The organism is Rhizobium sp. 01L410 (genome assembly GCF_056400165.1).
This window is the reverse complement of the sequence record NZ_JBFTST010000003.1, coordinates 265,884-285,631: the sequence shown is the minus strand read 5'-3', so window position 1 is coordinate 285,631 and position 19,748 is coordinate 265,884. Positions and strand designations below refer to the sequence as shown.

Genomic DNA, 19,748 nt, shown 5'->3' with positions numbered 1-19,748 from the left:
ATCTGCTGGGAGCAGCTTTAAGCAACTCCGCCGCACCGGCGCAAGCGTCAATAGGGGCTCCTCATCCAAGCAGCGGCCATTCTTCGATATCCACATGCCGGCCTTCGCCGACGAGGCTGTTGACCAGCACGAAAGACTTCGCCGTCCAGACGATCGGCTCCGAAAGGATCGTCTCGGGCACGCTGCGATAATCATAGAGCAGCGTCATATGCGGCTCGAGCTTCGGCTGAACCCGGACGCTGACGCCGCGGTTGAGCAGCGACAAGGCGAGCTGCGCATGCAATGAGAGAACCTCTTGCCGCCCTTCGTCTGCCCGCAGAACCAGTGCCGGCTTGCCCTGGCGAAAACTCACGGCGCGCCGGAAGGTCAGCTTGAAGGGGCGCATTCTGACGGCAGCGGCGGCCGCCAGACCATCGAACAGCATGCTCGGCGGGATCGCATCCCATTCCCCGAGATGGCAGAGCGAGACGTGGAGCAGGCGCTTGGGCCGTGGCTTCTCCCGCAAGCCGAAACGCCGCCGCAGATCACCCGCCATGCGCCTCGTCTGCTCTGCCGCCCGCTCGTCGGGGCGCAGTGCAAAATAGACGTTGAAAGGCTTTCGATCCGCTCCGCCGTGACTCGGCGCCGGCCCCGACGCACGGTCAAACGAAAATTCCGTCTGGTTTTGAGCAACCATCTTCAACCGGCAACCGCCGCCTCCTCATGAAGGACCAGAGGCTAGCAATCAGTGCAGGAATTGACAAGAACAAAAAGAGAACAAATAATCGAGCTGTTGAGATGACGGTTGCGCGCAAGAATCGGGTTGATGGCCGCGCGCAGGCATACGATCTTTGGAGCAGTCAATCATGGAGGTTGCGTCATGAGCGAGGCAACGCATCACTACTGCATCTTCGAGACCGCAGGCGGCTTTTGCGGCATAGCCTGGAATGCCGCCGGCATCGTCCGCTTCCAGCTGCCGACCAAATCCGGGCATTCGACCGAACAGTTGCTGCTGAAGCGACTGTCATCAGGTCTTCGCGCAGATCCGCCGGCCGCGGTCGCGGCGACGATCGAATCCGTCAAACGCTATTTCGCCGGGGAGACTGTGGACTTCTCAGATGTTGCGGTGGATCTGTCCAATCAGGATGAGTTCTTCCGGGAAATCTACGCCGCCGCCCGGCGCGTCGGCTGGGGCAGGACGACGACCTACGGCACGCTTGCAAAGGAACTCGGCCGCGGCCCGGAAGCCGCCCGCGACGTCGGTCAGGCCCTGGCGAAAAATCCGGTTGCGCTGATCATCCCCTGCCACCGCGTCCTCGCCGCCGGCGGCAAGCTCGGCGGCTTCTCCGCCCCCGGTGGGGCGAACTCCAAGGCGAAGATGCTGGAACTGGAGGGTGTCAACCTCGGTCCGCCTGAACCGGCCCAGCAGTCGCTGGGGTTTTAGGCAGCGAGAGGGATTCTGCTCCCATCTGCCTTTCGAGTTTACGGCGGGATCTGCTCATCGGCAATCAGGTTTTGACAAGGCCCAACCTTAGCAGACTTTCGGCGCTGGCCACAATTGCCTCTTCTCGCGAGCGAGGCGTCCAGCCGAGCAGGCGTTCTGCCTTTTCTCCGCTGGCGTCCAGTTTGGCCCCTAGAAGCGGCACGAGACCTTTCATTGCTGGGTTGGCGAGAGCCATCGAACGCACGAGTATGTTTGGCAACACACGCGTCGAGACACGGCTAGCAGCCATGCCCATACGCTCTTTAAGCAGCTTAGCAATTTCCGCCAGCCAAAGCCCTTCGCCTGAGGTGGCCAGGAAGCGTTCGCCGTTTGCAGCAGGATCGGTCATGGCACGCAGATGCAGCTCGGCGACATCCCGCACATCGACCACGCAGGTCTTGATCTTCGGGTATCCGGGCTGACCCTCCAGCATTTCTCTGATCGTGCGGATCGAATGCGAATAATCCGCCCCCAGCGCCGGTCCGAGTACCATGGTGGGGTTGACAGACGCGAGCTCCAGCCCGCGGCCTTCGTTGGCAATGAAGTCCCATGACGCCCGTTCGGCAAGGGTCTTCGATTTCTGGTAGGGCGCGACGTTTCCGGTCAGATCGGTCCAGTCGGTCTCGACGAAGGGGCGGGCGAGGGGCTTGTGCCCAGCGCCGATTGCTCCAAACGCCGAGGTGAGCACAACCCGCTTTACGCCCGAATCGCGCGAAGCACGTAGAACGCGGAGGTTGCCATCGACTGCAGGCTTGATCCATTCTTCCTCGCTAGCATAGGTTCCGGAGGGCGTGGGTGAAGCGCCGTGAAAAGCGTAGGTGCAGCCAGTTGTCGCTTCCGCCCATCCATCGTCGGAACTGAGATCAGTGGCAACGAAAGACAGCCGCTTGCCGGGCTCGACACCACCGGCTTTCAGGTTGGCTCGCACTTCTGCCTCGCGCGACAACGATCGCACGGTTGTTCTGACACGGTAACCGGAATTGATCAGGGCGATGATGCAGTGTTGTGCGATAAAGCCGGTTCCGCCCGTGACGAGGACAAGTTCGTCCATATGAAACTCCTCAGGATATTGAGCGATCGGCGTTGTAGAGTGAGAACGGACCGCGGTTGTTATATTCAATATACGACCGTATACTGAATTTCGAATTAAGTCTACGGGTGTATGATGAAATCAACGCAGCCGCACACGAGCCGGGCCGCCAAAGCCGATGCGACACGTGCCGCAATCCTCGCGTCCGCACGAAAAGCCTTCGCTGAACATGGTTATGATGGCGCTGGCCTGCGTGGCATCGCTGAGGCAGCGGGTGTTACCGCGATGATGGTTGGGCGCTATTTCGGATCGAAGGAAGGTTTGTTCGGTGAAGTGGTCACCGACACGATGCGGGATCCGATCATCCTGTCACAGGACAATCTGAAGCGGGCCGAGTTATCCCGCGCCTTTGCGGAAGCGCTCGTCGGGGTGACGACGCAAGGCAAGGTGCCGCTTGACGGATTTCTGATCCTGTTTCGCTCCACTGGAAGTGCGACAGCGGCGCGAATTGCCCGTGAGCGTATCGCCAAAGTGCATCACGCCGCCGCGACCGGGGCCATTTCAGGGGACCACGCTTCAGAGCGTGCAGCTCTATTTCTGGCGGTTGTTGCAGGTGTGCAGATGATGCGGCAGATGCTCGAACTTGAACCGCTGACGAAAGCGGAACCGGCTTTGCTCGTCGAACTGCTGACGCCGGTCATTGCAAGCCTGATCGAACCGAAGAAATAGGCGCTTCCGATCAGACTCGAAACGATCTAAGCGAAAGCAAGGGCGTTCTCGCCCTCACTCCCACTCGATCGTGCCCGGCGGCTTGCTCGTCACGTCATAGACCACACGATTGATGCCGCGGACTTCGTTGATGATGCGGGTGGCGGCGCGGCCGAGGAATTCCATGTCGTAGTGGTAGAAATCCGCCGTCATGCCGTCGACCGAGGTCACGGCGCGCAGCGCGCAGACGAATTCGTAGGTGCGGCCATCTCCCATGACGCCGACGGTCTGGACCGGCAGCAGTACCGCGAAAGCCTGCCAGATCGCGTCGTAGAGACCGGCCTTGCGGATTTCGTCGAGATAGATGGCGTCGGCTTCACGCAGGATTTCCAGCTTTTCGCGGGTAATGCCGCCTGGGCAGCGGATCGCCAGACCCGGACCCGGGAAGGGGTGGCGGCCGATGAAGCTGTCGGGCAGGCCGAGCTCCTTGCCGAGCACGCGCACTTCGTCCTTGAAGAGTTCGCGCAGCGGCTCGACGAGCTGCATGTTCATGCGCTCGGGCAGGCCGCCGACATTGTGGTGCGACTTGATGGTCACCGAGGGGCCGCCGGTGAAGGAGACGCTTTCGATCACATCAGGATAGAGCGTGCCCTGGCCGAGGAAATCGGCGCCGCCGAGCTTCTTGGCCTCTTCCTCGAAGGTCTCGATGAACAGGCGCCCGATGATCTTGCGCTTCGTCTCGGGATCGCTGACCCCTTCGAGCTCGCCGATGAACTTGTCGGATGCATCAACATGGATCAGGTGCAGATTGTAGTGTTCGCGGAACATGGCGACGACATTGGCCGCCTCGTCCTTGCGCATCAGGCCGTGATCGACTAGCACGCAGGTCAGCTTGTCGCCAATCGCTTCGTGGATCAAAAGCGCCGCAACGGAGCTGTCGACGCCGCCGGAGAGGGCGCAGAGCACGCGCTTGTCGCCGACCTGCTCGCGGATCGTATCGACCGCCTTCTGGCGGTAGGCCGACATCGACCAGTCGCCCTTGATGCCGGCGATGTTGTGAATGAAGTTGCCGATCAGCTTGGCGCCGTCCGGGGTGTGCACCACTTCCGGGTGGAACTGCACGCCGTAATATTTGCGCTTCTCGTCGGCAATGAAGGCATAAGGCGCGTTCGGCGAGGTTGCCACGACCTTGAAGCCATCAGGCAGCGCGGTAACGCGGTCGCCATGGCTCATCCAGACCTGGTGGCGCGAGCCCTTCGACCAGAGGCCCTCGAACAGCTTGCTGTCCTCATCGACCTCAAGGAAGGCGCGGCCGAATTCGCGATGATGGCCGCTTTCGACCTTGCCGCCGAGCTGCATGCACATGGTCTGCTGGCCATAGCAGATGCCGAAGACAGGAAGGCCGCTGTCGAAGATGATCTGCGGCGCACGGGGCGATCCTTCATCGACCGTCGAGGCCGGGCTGCCGGACAGGATCACGGCTTTCGGCTGGAGGCGCTTGAAGCCCTCTTCGGCGGACTGGAAGGGAACGATCTCGCAGTATACGCCCGCTTCGCGCACACGGCGCGCGATCAGCTGGGTTACCTGGCTGCCGAAATCGACGATGAGAACGCTGTCGGGATGTGCTGTCTGGGTCATGGCGAGCCTTTAATGAATAGCACCCGGTCTTGCAATGCGGGAAATCACGGCCTGGCCGATTTTATTGTCCCGATTGTCCCTGCCTGCAAGGCTTTCAGAACCAGAAGACACCGTCTTCGAGCGCTGTAAAGAGGCTGTCCACGGCATAGGAAAGCTTGCGGTCGATGACATGCAGATATTCCGTCCAGCCGGAAATATGCTGCAGTTCCTCGATGCCGTCGGAAATACCGCGCAGCCCGATCAGCGGCAGGTTATATCCCTGGCAGGCCCGCAGGATCGCGAAAGTTTCCATATCGACCATATCGGCATCGATCGTCTGATAGGCGGCGCCTGAAATGACGTTGCCGCCGGTCGAAAGCGTCGCCTCGGGGATGCCGGGAATGCGCAGAGGCAGGTCGAGCGTCGCAGGAAGATCGAGAAACGGCGTCTTGCCCTTCTCGAAACCGAGCGGCGAGGCATCCATGTCGCGATAAGCGACCGAGGAAACCTGGTAGACTTCCGTCTGCTCCAGCTTGGCAGAGCCTGCGGATCCCAGCGAGACGACGAGTTGCGGGAGATCGTCGGCGGCATCCAGCCGCGTCAGCGTCTTGGTCATCGCCACAGCTGCTTCGACAGGACCGATACCGGTCATCAACGGCTCGAAGCGGGACTTGAGGAATGGACCGTATTCCGCCTCCGCTGCCATTACGAACAGGATCGATTTTCCGGCAACGGATTTCAGTTCGAACTTCATCCGGTAATTCCCTCTCTTCCCCGCACGACCATCATCGTGCCTGTCATCGATGCGATCAGCTTGGCCGGACCGTCGCCGATCGCGTAGCCGCGCCCGTCTGCGACGATGATGTTGCTGCCCGGCTTGGTGATCTCTCCCCGGAAGAGAAAGCGATCACCCCTGCCTGGAGACATCAGGTTCACCTTGAATTCGATTGTCAGGATCGAGGCATCGGCATCGATCATCGTGTAGGCGGCGAAACCGCAGGCGCTGTCGAGCGCGGCAGAGATGATGCCCGCGTGCAAAATGCCGTGTTGCTGTGTCAGTTTCACGTCGAACGGCAGTTCGATCTCGACGACGCCGTGTTCGACGCGCGTCAGTTCCGCTCCGATCGTCTCCATCGCCGCTTGGCGCGAAAAGCTCTGCCTTATCCGTTCGCGGAAATCACCGTTGTTACCGACGCTCATGCCTTGTCCCCTTCGAGCCGCGAAAGTGGCACGGCGCGCCGGATTCGACAAGGATGCCAAGGGGTAAATCAGTTCAGGTAGGCAATCGAGGCGTTGAGAATTGTCGCAAAGCCGACCCATGCGGCGTAGGGCAGGAAAAGGGTGGCGGATATCCGGTCCGAGGACCAGCGATTGGCAATGAATGCAAGCACCAGCCCGAGCAGGATAACGATGACCACCAGCGCTGCCTTCGGCATCTCGGCACCGAAGAAGAATGGCGACCAGAGGAAGTTGAGGACCATCTGCCCGGCCCAGATCAGCATGGCTGCCGAGAGGTGGCCGCGCAGCCAGGTCCGCGCGCCGGCAATGCCGATCAGCACGTAGAGGATCGACCACACGGGGCCGAAGATCCAGTTCGGCGGATTGAAGACCGGCTTGGCCAGCGACTGATACCATTCGCCGGGAAGATTGTTGGTGCCGATCAGCAGGCCGCCTCCAAGGGAGACGGCAATGAAGACGATATAGGTGAGCGCTTTGTTCATGCTGCGGAATTAGGGCCGTGCGGCCCGCGGTCCAGCGATGTCAGGCGCCTTTGCGCTGAATTCGGACGATGTGTTGATCCCATGCCACATCGCTCTGGGTCCCAAGGAATTCACCTTCATAGGAAGAGACTGCAAACCCGTGTTCCGCGGGCGCGATACCTGCCGCATCCGGCAGAGCGTCTTCTGCAACCATCCGCCCCGTGCGCCCATCGATGGTGACCGAAACACCCTTCGGCGAGGTGATGCCGATCAGCCGGTCGGCACGGTTGACGGCAATTGCGCCGACATAGCTGCCGAGCCGCCGCGTCGTGTCCTCTGGCAGGTCGATGAGGGTGAGATCCTCGCCCTTGGAGAAGTGGCCGACCAGCGGCGGAAGATCACGCCGCGACCCTTCGTATTGGCAGGCAAACCAGACGCGGCCATCGGCATCGAGATCGACATGCCGGGTCGAGACCTGCGCCCATTGCGGCGGCAAGGTGCGCCGCTCGATGAGCGCGCCTGATGCCGCGTCGATCAGCGCCAGAGACGGCTGCATATTGTCGAGATTGAGCTTGGCGCGGCCGAAATCCGGATGCGTTTCGATGCCGCCATTGGCAATGATCAGCATCTTGCCGTCATCGGAAACCGTCATGTCGTGCGGGCCGATGCCATAGGTTTCGTACTCGCCGATCCGGGCGAAGCGATCGGTCGCGTCGTAAAGCCCGATCATGCCGCGATTGGCGTCGAAATCGTTCTCGCTGGCATAGAGGATGCGGCCATCGGGAGAGAAGGCGCCGTGCCCGTAGAAATGCCGGCCCTCGAACGAGGTGATGACAACGGGCTCGCCCGTGTTCCAGGGGTCGAAGATCATCGCATAGGTGCCGGGACGGCGGGCAAAGGCCACGGTCCTGCCGGTCGCCTTGCTGAAGGCCATGCCATGCGCACGGGCAGGCAAGGCTACCTGATCGACGATCTCTCCGCGCTCGGTAACCGTCGCCACCGCGAAAGAGCCGTCAGCTGCCCGGATGCCGGAGGCGTAGACAGCGTCGGCGCGCTCGAGCGCAAACAGGCTGCGCGGCTGCAGCGCCGCAAGAAACGTCACGCCTGCGGCCTTCATGAAGCCGCGCCGGTCGATCGCAGCGCTGCGCCACATTGGCATCAGTCTCCGTCGGAGAAGGAGAAACCGGCCGAAAGGCCGACCGCACCACCGAAATCATCGCTGATCCGGGTGATCAGGTCGCGGCTGGTCGCCAGAAATGCATCGAGCTTGGCCTTCTCGGCATCGCTGGTCGCGCCGTCGATGTCAGGATTGAGCTTCGGCACCGTGTCGAGCAACGTCTTGAAATTGGCGTCGATCGCATCGGCAATTGGTTTCTTGTCGGCCGACAGCAGCTCGGCCATGCCAGCCTTCTGCCAGAGCGTACGCAGCCCCTCGATATTGGCCGTCATCGACTTCCAAGTGTTCTTGGAGCGCCAGTAGATCGCCATGCGCGGCCGCGGTGCCGTGTCCTTGCCCTTGTAGAACTGTTCCAGCCGCTGGTCGCGCACCGTCTCGGCGCCATGGACGAGGATGCCGAGCAGTGCTGTGACGGCTTCCTTGTTGTCCATGAAGTCTTCGCTCTCAGGGCCTGGATGTTTCCAGCTCGCCTGCACGCCATCGGGCTTTTCCCAGGCGGCGACGACTTCGCCGGCCTCGCGCTGGATATTGCCGGCGACGGCCGCGCCATATTGGCAGCGGAAGCCGTTCTTCTGCTTGATCAGATCTTCCGAGCCGTTTCCATAGAGTACGTATTCCAGCGCCGTCAGGCCCTGCAGTGCAACGCTCTTGCCGGCGATCGCATCGACGGTCGTATCCTTCGGATCGGCCTTGGCGATCAGCGCCTGGACCTGCTTGAGGCCGACGCCCTTGCGATCGGGGAAGAATAGGATGTGTTCGAAGAGGTTGTCGTGAATGACCGGTCCTGTCTGGACGATCTCGATATTCGACCAGTAGCGGATCGTATCGTCGAAGGTCGACTTCGCCTTGTCGAGCGTCTGCTGCGTGCCGTCGGCGCAAAGGTCTTTCATCACCGTCGTCAGCCGGGCCGCCGACTGCTGCATGTTGCGGTAGCCGGGGCGGATCACCTCGTCGACGGCGCGGGCCATCACCTGCGGCACGGCATCTTCGTTGAGACCTGAGGGAGGCGCTGCCGTCTGTGCGGCTGCCTGGCCGGCAAGGGCAAGCGAAAGAACGAGAGGCTGCCAAAGGCGCATTACAGGGACTCCAGGAATCTGATCAGGGCCTCTCTATCGTCTTTCGGCAGAGAGGAGAATGCGTTGCGGGCTTTTTCTGCTTCGCCGCCATGCCATAGGATCGCTTCGGTGAGGTTCCTGGCGCGGCCGTCATGCAGGAAAAAGCTGTGTCCGCTGACAGTCCGGGTCAGTCCTATACCCCATAGCGGCGGGGTGCGCCATTCACGTCCGCTTGCAAGCCCGACCTGCTGACCGTCGGCCAGTCCATCGCCCATGTCATGCAGCAGAAAATCGGAATAGGGCCAGATCAGCTGAAAAGATTGAGCTTTTTCAGCCGTATCGCGACGGGTGACGAATTTCGGAACGTGGCAGGAGATGCAGCCGGACTGATAAAACAGCTGCTTGCCGCGCAGCGTATCCGGAAAGCTCGCCTTGCGGCGGGCGGGTACTGCGAGGTTGGCGGAGTAGAAGGTCACAAGGTCGAGCACCGGCCCGGGCGCCTCCTCGTTGCCGAGCCGCTTCTGAACGCCCGTCGGCATCTTGCGGCATTTGGTCTCGGCATCCGTGCAGTCGCCATAGGCATCCGGCCGGTCGGGGGTTGAGATGCCGATATCGTTGGAGAAAGCGTCGGCGCTCTGGTCGCGCACCGTGGCGTTCTGCGCCTTCCAGCCGAAGCGGCCGAGCGCGATGTCGCCGGTGCGGTGATCGCGCACGATCGCAGCCTTGCCGGAGATTCCATCGCCATCTCGGTCGTCAGGATCGGCATGCGCCAGGATATCTGCCGCCGGGATCGCTTCGATGAGGCCAAGCCCGATCATTGCCGGTGCGACGCGCGGCGAAATTGTCGTCGCCGGATCGAGCGGCCCATAGGCGGGACCGGTCACCGAATATTCGGGCGTACGCAGCATGACGGTTTCGCCGCCCGCCAGCATCACGCTTCTTTCGGTATAGCGGATCGCCATCTTGCCTTCGGCGGCAAGGCCAGGAACTGCGAGGTCCTGCAGCTGATGCCCGTAGACCCGATCGGGAAAATTCACCGTTTCGGCATCGGCGATCGCCTTTTCTTCCGCTGATGTCTTTGGTGGCCGCGCCAGCCGCAGGACCATCGACGTTGCGCTGGCACCGCCCTCCGGCGGCTTGCCGCGCCCATCATTGACGTGGCAGCTCATGCAGGAGCGTGCGTTGAACAGTGGGCCAAGCCCATCGGAAGCCTGTGTCGAGGATGGTGCCGATACCCAGAGCTTCTTGAACAGCGCATTGCCGAGCCGGAAGTTCTGCTCTTCCTCGAAGGGAATGTTGGCGGAGATATGCGAGAAACTGTCTTCGGTGACGGGATCGATCGATGTCGCTGCCCCGGCCTGCATCGCCTCGTAAGGCTCGGCTTTGGAGAAGTCCGAGGTCGGGCGCGTCACGTCTGCCACCCGCTTCATGTCGGCATCGGAAAGATCGGTCCGCTTCACCGGCAGATCGAAATTGGCGGCGAGCGCGACGGGAAGACCGGCAAGCATGGCGAGAAGCGCGACGCTGAGATAGAGACGGCGAGCCGGTGGGTGGGGCATTTCGGAGTTCGGGCCGCCCTGTTTCAGGACGGCCCGCCTTTATCTGCTTACTTGAAGACAGCGTTAGGATTATCCAGGCTGTCCGAACCTTCAAGCTCGACCTTGCCGAGATCGAGTGCGGCAATAACGCGCTGGATCGACTTGGTCTGATCAACGAGGCCGTCGATGGCGGCCTGAACGGTCGCGTTGCCTTCCTTGTTGCCCTCGGCAATCATCTGGTCGTATTTCTCGACCGTCTCGCCGCGCTTGGCCATGGCGTGCATGGCGTCGAGCGTGGTCTTCAGCTTGCCTTCGACTTCCTTGTCGAGCTTCTTGTCCTTCGCGGCGACGAGGTCGTGAAGCGACGGGCCGGTCATCTTCTTGCCGTCGACGCGGGTGTAGTCACCCGTGTAGGCAGCGGCGATACCGATCGCGTCGTTGAGGTGCGAGTTGTAGGTGTTGTCGGAGAAGCAATCGTGCTCTTCCTCGGGATCGTGCAGCAGAAGGCCGAGCTTCATGCGCTCGCCGGCAAGCTCGCCGTAGGAGAGCGAACCCATGCCGGTCAGGATGGCGGTGAGGCCAGCCTTGGCATTTTCCTCGACATGCTTGGTGGCAGCGCCATCCGGAGCCCAGTTGTCGGTCATCTCCTGCAGATCGGAGACCAGCAGGGTGGAGGCCGACTTCAGGTATTCGGCGCGGCGGTCGCAATTGCCGTGCGTGCAATTCTTCAGGTCGTAGTCGCTGGCAGGACGTTCGCCGGCACCCGGTCCGGTGCCGTGCAGATCCTGGCCCCAGAGCAGGAATTCGATGGCGTGGTAGCCGGTCGCAACGTTCGCCTCGACGCCGCCTGCTTCAGCCAGCGTGCCGGAGAGGAACTCAGGCGTCAGCTTGGATGCGTCGACATCCTTGCCGTTGATCTTGATCGTCTTGTTGGCGATGACGTTGGCAACGTAGAGCGAGTTCTCGTCGCTTTCGGTGCCGTAGGAGGCGTCGACATAGTCGATCAGGCCTTCGTCGAGCGGCCAGGCGTTCACCTTGCCTTCCCAATCGTCAACGATCGGGTTGCCGAAGCGGTAGACTTCCGTCTGCTGATAGGGACCGCGTGCCTTGATCCAGGCGTCGCGGGCAGCCTTCAGCGTCTCGTCGGTCGGCGTCTTCAGGAAGGCGTCGATCGCTGCATCGAGCGTCTTCGCCGTGGTCAGCGAGTCTTCGTATTTCGCATGCGCGACTTCGGTATAATATTTGACGACTTCGGCAGCCTTCGGGGCTGCTGCGAGAGCCGGAGCGGCGGATAGGGGGGCTACCGCCAGCGCCAGTGCTGCGCAGACATTCTTGTTGAGCTTCATGGTCCTCTCCTTGACGGATATCCGTCTGAAATGCCCAAGTCTCATCGCCCAAAAGCAAACTGGTGTCAAACACTCTAGTTTGGAATTGTTTTAAGGATCGAACGTACTAAAACGTCCGCGTTTCAAAAACGCGTTCCGCCGCGGCATCCACATCGCTTGCAAGCGGTGAAAGCGCCTTACGCCTTCCGCTGCATCCGGCAGAAAAAGAAGCCGTCGGTATCGGTCGATGCCGGCGTCAGCGTAATCGTCTGCTGATCGGAGGAGCGCGGTTGCGGCGCTGCCGCACCGAACAGGTCTTTCCAGGCGGGCAGGGCGCTGGCGATCGAGAATTCCGGGTTATCGCCGGTGAACTTGCGGACCTGTTCCTCGTTCTCCTGCGGCAACACCGAGCAGGTCACATAGATCAGTTCGCCGCCGGGACGCACGAAGGCGCTGGCCTGGGTCAGCGCGTCCTGCTGCTGGCTGGTGCGCTCGTCGAGATTCTTGGCGGTCAGCCGCCACTTGGTGTCTGGGCGGCGGCGCCAGGTGCCGGTGCCGGTGCAGGGCGCATCGACCAGAACCTTGTCGCAGCGGTCCTTGAGACTTGCGAGCGCTCTCGCGTCGTCATGAACCTGGACATTGCGCGTTCCCGCCCGCTTCAGCCGCTCGATGATCGGCGCAAGGCGCTTGCGATCGGCGTCATAGGCGTGGACTTGACCCTTGTTATGCATGGCTGCCGACATGGCGAGCGTCTTGCCGCCACCGCCGGCGCAATAGTCGAGCACCTGCTCGCCATCCTTCGGCAGCACCAGGTCGGCGACGATCTGCGATCCTTCGTCCTGAACTTCGAACCAGCCCTTCTGGAACGAAAGCTCGGCCGTGACGTTTGGAAGTCTTGAGGCGCCTTCGCCGGCCGGTATGCGAATGCCGTGGCGGGCGATCTTGGCATCCTGCGCGCCTGCGCGTTCCAGCGCCTTTACGGCCTTCTCGCGGCTGGCCTTCAGGATATTGGCGCGCAGGTCGAGTGTCGGGCGCGCAGCAAGCGCCTGCGCCTCGGCAAGCCAGCTACTGCCGAAGGCAGTCTCGAAGGACGGCTGCACCCATTCGGGTATGTCGCCCTGTATATGCGCGGGAGCAGACGAAAGATCGCGGCTTGCGAAAGCGGTGGCAGCCGCATCCGGCAGTTCCGGCGGCGCAAACTTGTCGCCGGAAAGTTCGGCTGCGAGGCTTTCCTGTGTAAAGCCCCACTGACGCAACATCACCGCATAGGCAAGCGCCAGCGGGCTGTCGTCATCCATCAGGAAAGCATGCGAGAGCCGCATGCGCAGCGCGTCATAGACGATGTTGCCGATCGCGGCGCGGTCGCCGGACCCGGCAAAGCGGTGCGCGAGGCCCCAGTCCTTGAGAGCGTCGGCGACAGGTCTCTTTCGCTGCTCGATGTCAGCCAGAACCGAAATCGCCCCTTCGAGGCGGCCGCCCAAACGCATTCACAAGTCTCCTGTTGCCAACGGCTTGTGAACGATCCGCGGGAAAGAAGACGGATGCAGCGGATAATTCACAAGTCTCAAGCGCGTGGTAAACGCGATTGACGGCAAGAGCAAGCGCCTCGGCGCAAGCAGATGGACGCCTAGCGGGAGGCGACGACTTCGTAGCAGACCTTGGCGGTGCCGGAGCTGACCATGCCGATGTTCTGAGCGGCGGCACGGGAAAGATCGAGGACGCGGCCGCGAATGAAGGGGCCACGGTCGTTGACGCGAACGATGACCGTACGGCCGTTGTTGCGGTTGGTGACCTTCAGCTTGGTACCGAACTTCAGCGAGCGATGTGCAGCAGTCAGTGTGGCGGGGTTCATGCGTTCGCCGGAAGCTGTTTTGGAGTGCAGTGCGTACCACGAAGCACCACCACATCCGGCTGCAGCAAATCCTTCGGCAGGAAGGATGAAAGAACAGGCTGCAATCGCCGCGGCAGTGATTAGAGAACGGCTGATTTTCCTCAAAACGGAGTATCCCTCAACTATTGAACTTGCGCCTTGGGGGCGGTGAGGGCTTGAATCCGCTCAAAAGTGGCGAAAAAGTGCCACACGTGATCACGGAATGTTGCAGTCTGTAATATTCGTGATTCCCGGCGGATTAGGGTCAATAAAGTCTTGCCGCCGCATTCATGGAAAAAAGACAATAGAATCAGGTAAAATTAGAACAATTTTTCCGAGGGCTGAGTCCGCTCACGGAATGTTACGGTGATCACAAAAATAATTTTGCTAGACCGCCATATTTGTTGCCGTATTTGCGCAAATTTAGAGGCCGTTAACCATAAATGGGCGCGAAATTTTGATTGCTAAAATTCGGAAGTAGGAATTTTCTGCTCTTTGAGGGGTTAGATCGCTAGCTCGGAAGTGTTAGATTTTCCATCGCCCGTCCTGCCACATCTGGGCGAGCGACATGGGATAGTTCGGGAAGGCTAAAGCAAAACCGGCAGCCTTAAGCTTGGCATTCGAGACCCGTTTGTTCTCGCCGTAAAAGGAACGGGCCATCGGCGTCAGCTCGGCGGTCTCGAAGGCCTGTTCGGCAGGTGGCTCGACACCCATCAGGTGGGCCGCCTCGACGATCACATCCTGCGGCGGGCCTGGCAGATCGTCGGTCACATTATAGATGCCACCGAGTTTTCTCTGCGAAAGAAACAGGGCCGAACCCCCGATATCCTCGACACGGATCCGATTGAAGACCTGATCCTTCTTGATCAGCCGCCGCGCCGTACCGCGCTCAAGATTGACGAAGGCGTTGCGCCCCGGTCCATAGATCCCGGAGAGGCGGAGTATGGCAGCCGATACATTCAGTGCTGTGCCGAGGTCGCTCCAGGCCTGTTCCGCCTCCAACCGCTCCTTGGAACGGCCGGACACCGGCACGCACACGGTTTCCTCGTCGACCCAGGCACCCTTGTGATCGCCATAGACCCCGACCGTCGAAAGATAACCGATCCATTGCAGCTGCGGCATCAGCGTCTGGAGGGACGATCCGGCAATATTGACGAGGGGATCGCCGTTTTCGCGTGGCGCGATCGATTGCACGAGATGCGTTGCCCCATGCATCGCCGCCATCAGCTCCGGGCTCAAGCTCTCGCCGTCGAAGATATGGCCGTCGATCCCGGCGGCATGCAGCTGATCGCGCTTGTCGCGGCTGCGGGTCGTGCCGCCGACGCTGGCACCCTCTGCGGCAAATGCCTTGGCGATCGCCATTCCCGAAAAGCCACATCCGAAGATCATCAGCTTCATCACAATACTCCCACCAGCCGCCACTCGTTCAGGACGTCGCCGTCATCTTCGGTTTGCCTTTCTGCCGCAAACGACTGGAATTCGCCAGCGTCCATCAACCTCGAAAGGGCCCACACCGCCATTCCGCGCACATCAGGCGAGGGATCGCGGCTGAGGCTGCAGCAGAGATCGATCAATTGCCGCTGGCCGGAATTGCCGGCGGCGATCAGGACGTTGCGGATAAAGCGGTTGCGGCCGATCCGCTTGACGGGCGAGCCGCTGAAGAACGTGCGGAAGCCGGCATCGTCGAGCGTCAGCAGGAAGGCGAGCTCCGGCTCTTTCAGGTCTTCGCGGGCCTGCAACTTCATCTCGGAAGCAGACGCCGCAAACTTGTTCCAGGGACAGGCGGCGAGACAGTCGTCGCAGCCATAGATGCGGTTGCCGATCAGCGGCCGGAATTCAGCAGCGATCGGCCCCTTGTGCTCGATCGTCAGGTAGGAGATGCAGCGCCGCGCGTCGATCTGGTAGGGGGCGGGAAAGGCATTGGTCGGACAGGCGTCGAGACAGGCGCGGCAGGAGCCGCAATGATCACTCTCCGCCGCGTCGATATCGAGGTCGGCAGTGGTAAACATCGAGCCGAGAAACAGCCAGGATCCATGCGCCCGGCTGACGAGGTTCGTGTGCTTTCCCTGCCAGCCAAGCCCGGCAGCGGCAGCCAGCGGCTTTTCCATGACGGGCGCGGTATCGACGAAGACTTTCACGTCGGCTCCGGCGCGTGCGGCAAAGCGCGTGGCGATTTCCTTCAGGCGGCCCTTGATGACATCGTGATAGTCGCGATTGCGGGCGTAGACCGAGATCGCCGCCTTATCGGGCTTCTCGAGAATGCTGCGCGGATCCTCTTCCGGGCCGTAATTCAGTCCGAAGACCACGACGGACCGGACATCGCTCCAGAGCGAGCGGGGATCGCCACGCCGCTCCTGCGTCTCGGCCATCCATTCCATCGTTCCGTGCCGTCCGGCATCAATGAATTCACCGAGCCGTGCCTTGGCTTCAGGAATGGAGTCCGGCCGGGTCACGCGACAGAGCTCGAAGCCGAGGCTTGCTGCCTCGGCGCGCACGAAAGCGGTCAGGCTCTCGCGCTTCTTTCGCTCTTTATCCTGCTCTGATCGTGCGGGCATCGAGAGCCCCGTCAGAAATCCAGGTCGGCGTAATGGGAAACCGGCGTCAGGCCGCGAACCCGCTCGTTGAGCATCGGGCGGAAGGACGGCCGCGACTTGATGCGCTGGTACCAGTCCTTGACGACAGGCGTTTCCGCCCAGTCGATCTCGCCGAGGTAATCGAGGATCGAGATCGATGCCGCCGCGGCCAGATCCGCATAGCTCATGCGCTCGCCCGCCAGCCACTGGCGCGAGCCGGCAAGCCATGTCACATATTTCAGATGCTGGCGGATGTTGCTGCGCGCGGTGCGCAGCATCTTGGAGTCAGGCGCGCCGCCGCCTTGCTCCGCTGTCATCTGCAGCTTGTAGACCCGCTCGCGCGCCAGCGGGCGCGTCACGTCGGTTTCCATCTTCAGCATGAACCATTCGACGAGGCGGCGGATTTCGGCGCGCTGAAACGGGTCTTCCGCCAGAAGCCGGCGGTCACGCTTGAGGACGCCGTGTGTTTCGTCGAGATATTCGGAAATGACCATGGCGCCGCAGAGTGCGCGCATGCTGTCGTCGACATAGACCGGCAACGTCCCGGCGGGGTTCAGCGCCAGGAAATCACGGCGCTTGTCCCAGGTCTGCTCTTCAACGAGATCGACCTGATAGCCGTATTCTGCAAGCACCAGCCGGATAAACCGGGAGGCGGTCGACATGGGGTGATGATAAAGTACTGGCATTGTGGGTTTTCGGTCCGCCCGCGTTTCGGCGACATTGTGTCCTTCTCAAACTCCTAACAATTAGAGTTTAAGAAAGATATAGGATTGGATGGCGGCTTCAACTGCGAAGCAGGGTTGCAGCCGCTTCTAAGTGCGGCCACTGATGGGTTTTTCATGATCTCCCGAAAGATCCGGCCTTTTTCCGCCATCCTGATGACCAATGAGTTGCCCGCCGCCGGCGCTTGCCCGGTCCTGATTCGGCGGCCAGGAATTTTAACCGGAGACCATAGATGGATTATATAAACGCGATCATCCTGGGTATCATCGAGGGGATAACGGAGTTCCTGCCGATCTCCAGTACCGGCCACCTGATCATTGCAGAGCAGTGGCTCGGCGCCCGGTCCGATACGTTTAATATCGTCATTCAGGCTGGCGCCATTCTGGCCGTCACCATCATTTATTGGCGCCGCCTCGTGGATCTGGTTGTCGGCTGGCGGGAACCCAAGAACCGCCGCTACGCCTCCAGGCTCATCGTCGCCTTCCTGATCACCGCCGTGCTCGGCCTGATCGTCAAGAAGCTCGGCTTCGAGCTGCCGGAACATGCGACGCCGATTGCCTGGGCGCTGATTATCGGCGGCTTCTGGATGATCTTTGCCGAATGGGCCGCCGCCAAGAAGCCGCCCTATAAGGACATCACCTGGATGGTTGCCATTCTGGTCGGTATTGCTCAGGTCGTCGCCGGCATCTTCCCGGGCACCTCGCGCTCCGGCGCAACGATCTTCGTCGCCATGCTGGCCGGAACGGCCAATCGCGCCGCGGCAACGGAATTCGCCTTCCTCGTCGGCATTCCGACCATGTACGCGGCCAGTGCCTATCAGCTGTTCAAGACCGTGAAGGATGGCGGCGCGGCGAACGAAGACTGGACAGCGCTCGGCATTGCCTTCGTGGTCTCGACCATCGTTGCCTTCATCGCGGTCAAATGGCTGCTCTCCTATATCCAGAGCAACCGCTTCACGGTCTTTGCGATCTACCGCATCATTCTCGGCGCCGTGCTGCTCGGCATGGCCTATGCCGGCATCATTGCCTGAGCCTCAACGAAAAACAGCCCCTTGCCGGCAGGCAGGGGGCTGAAACCAATTCAGACTATTTTGAAAATCGTTGCTTTCCGCCAAGCGGGCTGTTCAACTCAGCCGCGTGGAAAAGCTATTGGGGAATGCTTGCCGTCGAGCAGGGGTCGACACCGTAAGCCGGCGCACAGCCATCCTTCACAGCCGCGACCGAGCCGGGCGCGATGAAGGAGCCGGCCAGGATAACCAGTGCCGCACACGCAAAGAGAAGCGCGATTGACTTGCCCATCGGTATAAAGCCTTTCAAATCGATTGAACGCGCCTGCCAAGCCTCGTGAGCCGCTAGTTGCGCGCCGGGTGTGTAGTCAGTGGAATGGCAAATAGCAATAAATGTTCCTGCTAAATGTGACGTTAATTTCACTAATTTTTTCATGCGGCTTTTATGCAACGCCAATCCTGTTCGCAGGCCACAAAAACACGCGAAACTTGCGCCAGATTTGAGCTTTCGCCCAAAATAGAAACGCCGCCTGTGGAAATCCGCAGGCGGCGTTTCGGTTAATTCTAATGGGACGAATCAGGCGGCCTTGCCGGTGCCCGTGTACTGTCCATGCGGACGGTAATGCACCAGGTAGGACGGCAGAACCGAGGTCGCCATCGTCGGCGTGACGCCGAGGCCCTTCAGCGTGCGCTCTTCCTTCTCCGCTTTCGGCGAAACGACATTGTCATACTTCAGCAGGCGAACCTGATCGGGCGTGATCGGCGGTGAAACGAAGGGGATCAGCGATGCGATGCTGCCGATCAGCGAGGCGATACCTGCCGGCATCGATACCAGCGGATTCTTGCGCGCTGTCACCTTCAGCATGGTCTCGAGACATTCACGGAAGCTGAGGACTTCAGGGCCGCCGAGTTCGTAGATCTTGCCAGGGAGAGCCTTGCCGTCGGCAGCGCGAGCGACGGCTTCGGCAACGTCCTCGACGTAGACAGGCTGCAGCTTGGTCTTGCCCCCGCTGATGACAGGCAGAACCGGCGAAAAACGGGCCATGTCGGCAAACTTGTTGAAGAAGCTGTCCTCGGGTCCGAAAACGATCGACGGGCGGAAGATCACTGCATCCTTCTTGATCGACAGCACCGCCGTCTCGGCGCGCCCCTTGCTGCGGGCATAGCTCGATTCCGACTTCTCGTCGGCGCCGATTGCCGAAATGTGGATCAGACGAGCCTTGGCATTCTTCGCCGCTTCGGCAACGGCGCGCGCACCGAAATCCTGCACCGCGTCAAAGGTGTTGCGGCCGGTCTCGAAAAGAATGCCGACGCAGTTGATCACACAGTCGGAGCCTTCGACGGCGCGCTCGACCGACTGGCGGTAGCGCAGATTGGCCTGCACGAAGGAAATCTGGCCGACATTGCCGAGCGGCTGCAGGAAACCTGCGAGATCGGGGCGGCGCACCGCGACCCGGATGCGGTATCCACGCTTGGCAAGCGCGCGAACCACGTGCCTGCCGACGAAGCCGGAGCCTCCGAACACGGTGACGAGCGGCGGCAGGTTGGCAAGTGTCATGGCAGGTTCCTCGAAAGGCTTGGGAGAGAGTGGTTGTTGGCTCCCGTATTAGCCCAATCCAGACGCGACGGAAAGGCCCATCGCGCCGCAGTTTCGCATCTGCGAAGACGCCTCAGATTCCGTCGACGACCACCATTTCGGCATCCGCGACTTCCTGGCGGATTTTGGCGGCGATCTGGTATTCCGGCGAGTTGTAGCAATCAACGGCTGCCTGCATCGACGGGAACTCGATCACGACATTGCGCGCCCGCGCCTTGCCCTCGAGCTCGGTGATCGCACCGCCGCGGGCGAGGAAGTTGGCGCCGTATTTCTCGAAGGCCGGTTTTGCGGCCGCGACATAGTCCTTGTAGCGCTCGGCGTCACGAACATCGACGCGCGCGATCCAGTAACCCTTAGCCATGATCTT

Annotated in this window: 21 protein-coding genes; 3 read left to right on the top strand and 18 right to left on the bottom strand. The window is 61.1% G+C overall.

The window, feature by feature from the left end:
• Window positions 1-61 precede the first annotated feature (61 nt).
• Complete coding sequence (locus AC1DV9_RS08630) at window positions 62-535, bottom strand: 2'-5' RNA ligase family protein (protein WP_310293424.1); 474 nt, start codon at window positions 533-535, stop codon at window positions 62-64.
• A 324-nt stretch (window positions 536-859) separates the two neighbouring features.
• Between AC1DV9_RS08630 and AC1DV9_RS08625 the strand changes: the two genes are divergently transcribed.
• The gene (locus AC1DV9_RS08625) at window positions 860-1,423 is read left to right on the top strand and encodes a methylated-DNA--[protein]-cysteine S-methyltransferase (RefSeq protein WP_477947251.1); all 564 of its coding nucleotides are present in this window, start codon (window positions 860-862) and stop codon (window positions 1,421-1,423) included.
• A gap of 64 nt (window positions 1,424-1,487) precedes the next feature.
• Here AC1DV9_RS08625 and AC1DV9_RS08620 read toward each other — a convergent pair whose 3' ends face one another.
• Entirely contained in the window at window positions 1,488-2,513 is a 1,026-nt protein-coding gene (locus AC1DV9_RS08620; RefSeq protein WP_477947249.1) for an SDR family oxidoreductase, read from the bottom strand.
• A gap of 111 nt (window positions 2,514-2,624) precedes the next feature.
• Between AC1DV9_RS08620 and AC1DV9_RS08615 the strand changes: the two genes are divergently transcribed.
• Window positions 2,625-3,221 carry a TetR/AcrR family transcriptional regulator gene (locus tag AC1DV9_RS08615; RefSeq protein ID WP_477947247.1) on the top strand — a complete coding sequence of 199 codons (597 nt, stop codon included), beginning with the start codon at window positions 2,625-2,627 and terminating at the stop codon, window positions 3,219-3,221.
• Window positions 3,222-3,275: 54 nt separating this feature from the next.
• On the opposite strand, the gene guaA is transcribed toward AC1DV9_RS08615, so the two are convergent.
• The 13 genes from guaA to AC1DV9_RS08550 form a co-directional block, all read right to left on the bottom strand.
• Window positions 3,276-4,838: a glutamine-hydrolyzing GMP synthase gene (gene guaA, locus AC1DV9_RS08610; protein ID WP_477947245.1), complete on the bottom strand. Its 1,563-nt coding sequence runs from the start codon at window positions 4,836-4,838 to the stop codon at window positions 3,276-3,278.
• 94 nt (window positions 4,839-4,932) lie between these two features.
• Window positions 4,933-5,571 carry a 5'-methylthioadenosine/S-adenosylhomocysteine nucleosidase gene (locus tag AC1DV9_RS08605; RefSeq protein WP_112385166.1) on the bottom strand — a complete coding sequence of 213 codons (639 nt, stop codon included), beginning with the start codon at window positions 5,569-5,571 and terminating at the stop codon, window positions 4,933-4,935.
• Window positions 5,568-6,017 (bottom strand): PaaI family thioesterase, encoded by a 450-nt coding sequence (locus AC1DV9_RS08600; protein WP_112385167.1) that lies wholly within the window; start codon window positions 6,015-6,017, stop codon window positions 5,568-5,570. Before AC1DV9_RS08600 ends, AC1DV9_RS08605 begins: the two co-directional genes overlap by 4 nt.
• A 68-nt stretch (window positions 6,018-6,085) precedes the next feature.
• Complete coding sequence (locus tag AC1DV9_RS08595) at window positions 6,086-6,538, bottom strand: TspO/MBR family protein (RefSeq protein ID WP_477947244.1); 453 nt, start codon at window positions 6,536-6,538, stop codon at window positions 6,086-6,088.
• A 40-nt stretch (window positions 6,539-6,578) separates the two neighbouring features.
• Window positions 6,579-7,670 (bottom strand): DUF1513 domain-containing protein, encoded by a 1,092-nt coding sequence (locus AC1DV9_RS08590; RefSeq protein ID WP_477947242.1) that lies wholly within the window; start codon window positions 7,668-7,670, stop codon window positions 6,579-6,581.
• 5 nt (window positions 7,671-7,675) lie between these two features.
• On the bottom strand, window positions 7,676-8,770 hold the full coding sequence (locus tag AC1DV9_RS08585) for an imelysin family protein (RefSeq protein ID WP_477947240.1): 1,095 nt from the start codon (window positions 8,768-8,770) through the stop codon (window positions 7,676-7,678).
• Entirely contained in the window at window positions 8,770-10,308 is a 1,539-nt protein-coding gene (locus tag AC1DV9_RS08580; RefSeq protein ID WP_477947239.1) for a di-heme oxidoreductase family protein, read from the bottom strand. Before AC1DV9_RS08580 ends, AC1DV9_RS08585 begins: the two co-directional genes overlap by 1 nt.
• Before the next feature lie 47 nt (window positions 10,309-10,355).
• On the bottom strand, window positions 10,356-11,633 hold the full coding sequence (locus AC1DV9_RS08575; protein ID WP_477947237.1) for an imelysin family protein: 1,278 nt from the start codon (window positions 11,631-11,633) through the stop codon (window positions 10,356-10,358).
• Between the two features lie 176 nt (window positions 11,634-11,809).
• Entirely contained in the window at window positions 11,810-13,099 is a 1,290-nt protein-coding gene (locus AC1DV9_RS08570) for an RsmB/NOP family class I SAM-dependent RNA methyltransferase (RefSeq protein WP_477947235.1), read from the bottom strand.
• 140 nt (window positions 13,100-13,239) lie between these two features.
• On the bottom strand, window positions 13,240-13,608 hold the full coding sequence (locus AC1DV9_RS08565) for a septal ring lytic transglycosylase RlpA family protein (RefSeq protein ID WP_477947233.1): 369 nt from the start codon (window positions 13,606-13,608) through the stop codon (window positions 13,240-13,242).
• A 399-nt stretch (window positions 13,609-14,007) separates the two neighbouring features.
• Window positions 14,008-14,880, bottom strand: coding sequence for an SDR family oxidoreductase (locus AC1DV9_RS08560; protein ID WP_477947231.1), 873 nt, complete (start codon window positions 14,878-14,880; stop codon window positions 14,008-14,010).
• Window positions 14,880-16,037: a tRNA epoxyqueuosine(34) reductase QueG gene (gene queG / locus AC1DV9_RS08555; RefSeq protein WP_477947230.1), complete on the bottom strand. Its 1,158-nt coding sequence runs from the start codon at window positions 16,035-16,037 to the stop codon at window positions 14,880-14,882. Before queG ends, AC1DV9_RS08560 begins: the two co-directional genes overlap by 1 nt.
• An 11-nt stretch (window positions 16,038-16,048) precedes the next feature.
• Window positions 16,049-16,741 carry a glutathione S-transferase family protein gene (locus AC1DV9_RS08550; protein WP_112385176.1) on the bottom strand — a complete coding sequence of 231 codons (693 nt, stop codon included), beginning with the start codon at window positions 16,739-16,741 and terminating at the stop codon, window positions 16,049-16,051.
• A 269-nt stretch (window positions 16,742-17,010) separates the two neighbouring features.
• On the opposite strand from AC1DV9_RS08550, the gene AC1DV9_RS08545 reads away from it, so the two are divergent.
• Window positions 17,011-17,808, top strand: coding sequence for an undecaprenyl-diphosphate phosphatase (locus tag AC1DV9_RS08545; RefSeq protein WP_112538370.1), 798 nt, complete (start codon window positions 17,011-17,013; stop codon window positions 17,806-17,808).
• A 115-nt stretch (window positions 17,809-17,923) separates the two neighbouring features.
• On the opposite strand, the gene AC1DV9_RS08540 is transcribed toward AC1DV9_RS08545, so the two are convergent.
• From AC1DV9_RS08540 to AC1DV9_RS08530, 3 genes are all read right to left on the bottom strand, one after another.
• Window positions 17,924-18,235, bottom strand: a complete 312-nt coding sequence (locus AC1DV9_RS08540) for a hypothetical protein (RefSeq protein WP_477947534.1) — start codon at window positions 18,233-18,235, stop codon at window positions 17,924-17,926.
• 126 nt (window positions 18,236-18,361) lie between these two features.
• Window positions 18,362-19,342 carry a complex I NDUFA9 subunit family protein gene (locus AC1DV9_RS08535; protein WP_112385178.1) on the bottom strand — a complete coding sequence of 327 codons (981 nt, stop codon included), beginning with the start codon at window positions 19,340-19,342 and terminating at the stop codon, window positions 18,362-18,364.
• A gap of 112 nt (window positions 19,343-19,454) precedes the next feature.
• Window positions 19,455-19,742 (bottom strand): DUF1330 domain-containing protein, encoded by a 288-nt coding sequence (locus AC1DV9_RS08530; protein WP_477947227.1) that lies wholly within the window; start codon window positions 19,740-19,742, stop codon window positions 19,455-19,457.
• Window positions 19,743-19,748 lie beyond the last annotated feature (6 nt).

Excerpts from the sequence above, each read along its gene's own strand:
- AC1DV9_RS08530 (WP_477947227.1), bottom strand. The coding sequence starts at position 19,742 with ATGGCTAAGGGTTACTGGATCGCGCGCGTCGATGTTCGTGACGCCGAG.
- AC1DV9_RS08630 (WP_310293424.1), bottom strand. The coding sequence starts at position 535 with ATGGCGGGTGATCTGCGGCGGCGTTTCGGCTTGCGGGAGAAGCCACGG.
- AC1DV9_RS08605 (WP_112385166.1), bottom strand. The coding sequence starts at position 5,571 with ATGAAGTTCGAACTGAAATCCGTTGCCGGAAAATCGATCCTGTTCGTA.
- AC1DV9_RS08615 (WP_477947247.1), top strand. The coding sequence starts at position 2,625 with ATGATGAAATCAACGCAGCCGCACACGAGCCGGGCCGCCAAAGCCGAT.
- AC1DV9_RS08535 (WP_112385178.1), bottom strand. The coding sequence starts at position 19,342 with ATGACACTTGCCAACCTGCCGCCGCTCGTCACCGTGTTCGGAGGCTCC.
- AC1DV9_RS08625 (WP_477947251.1), top strand. The coding sequence starts at position 860 with ATGAGCGAGGCAACGCATCACTACTGCATCTTCGAGACCGCAGGCGGC.
- AC1DV9_RS08590 (WP_477947242.1), bottom strand. The coding sequence starts at position 7,670 with ATGTGGCGCAGCGCTGCGATCGACCGGCGCGGCTTCATGAAGGCCGCA.
- AC1DV9_RS08585 (WP_477947240.1), bottom strand. The coding sequence starts at position 8,770 with ATGCGCCTTTGGCAGCCTCTCGTTCTTTCGCTTGCCCTTGCCGGCCAG.
- AC1DV9_RS08620 (WP_477947249.1), bottom strand. The coding sequence starts at position 2,513 with ATGGACGAACTTGTCCTCGTCACGGGCGGAACCGGCTTTATCGCACAA.
- AC1DV9_RS08550 (WP_112385176.1), bottom strand. The coding sequence starts at position 16,741 with ATGCCAGTACTTTATCATCACCCCATGTCGACCGCCTCCCGGTTTATC.
- AC1DV9_RS08580 (WP_477947239.1), bottom strand. The coding sequence starts at position 10,308 with ATGCCCCACCCACCGGCTCGCCGTCTCTATCTCAGCGTCGCGCTTCTC.
- queG (WP_477947230.1), bottom strand. The coding sequence starts at position 16,037 with ATGCCCGCACGATCAGAGCAGGATAAAGAGCGAAAGAAGCGCGAGAGC.
- AC1DV9_RS08600 (WP_112385167.1), bottom strand. The coding sequence starts at position 6,017 with ATGAGCGTCGGTAACAACGGTGATTTCCGCGAACGGATAAGGCAGAGC.
- AC1DV9_RS08575 (WP_477947237.1), bottom strand. The coding sequence starts at position 11,633 with ATGAAGCTCAACAAGAATGTCTGCGCAGCACTGGCGCTGGCGGTAGCC.
- guaA (WP_477947245.1), bottom strand. The coding sequence starts at position 4,838 with ATGACCCAGACAGCACATCCCGACAGCGTTCTCATCGTCGATTTCGGC.
- AC1DV9_RS08595 (WP_477947244.1), bottom strand. The coding sequence starts at position 6,538 with ATGAACAAAGCGCTCACCTATATCGTCTTCATTGCCGTCTCCCTTGGA.
- AC1DV9_RS08545 (WP_112538370.1), top strand. The coding sequence starts at position 17,011 with ATGGATTATATAAACGCGATCATCCTGGGTATCATCGAGGGGATAACG.
- AC1DV9_RS08570 (WP_477947235.1), bottom strand. The coding sequence starts at position 13,099 with ATGCGTTTGGGCGGCCGCCTCGAAGGGGCGATTTCGGTTCTGGCTGAC.
- AC1DV9_RS08560 (WP_477947231.1), bottom strand. The coding sequence starts at position 14,880 with ATGAAGCTGATGATCTTCGGATGTGGCTTTTCGGGAATGGCGATCGCC.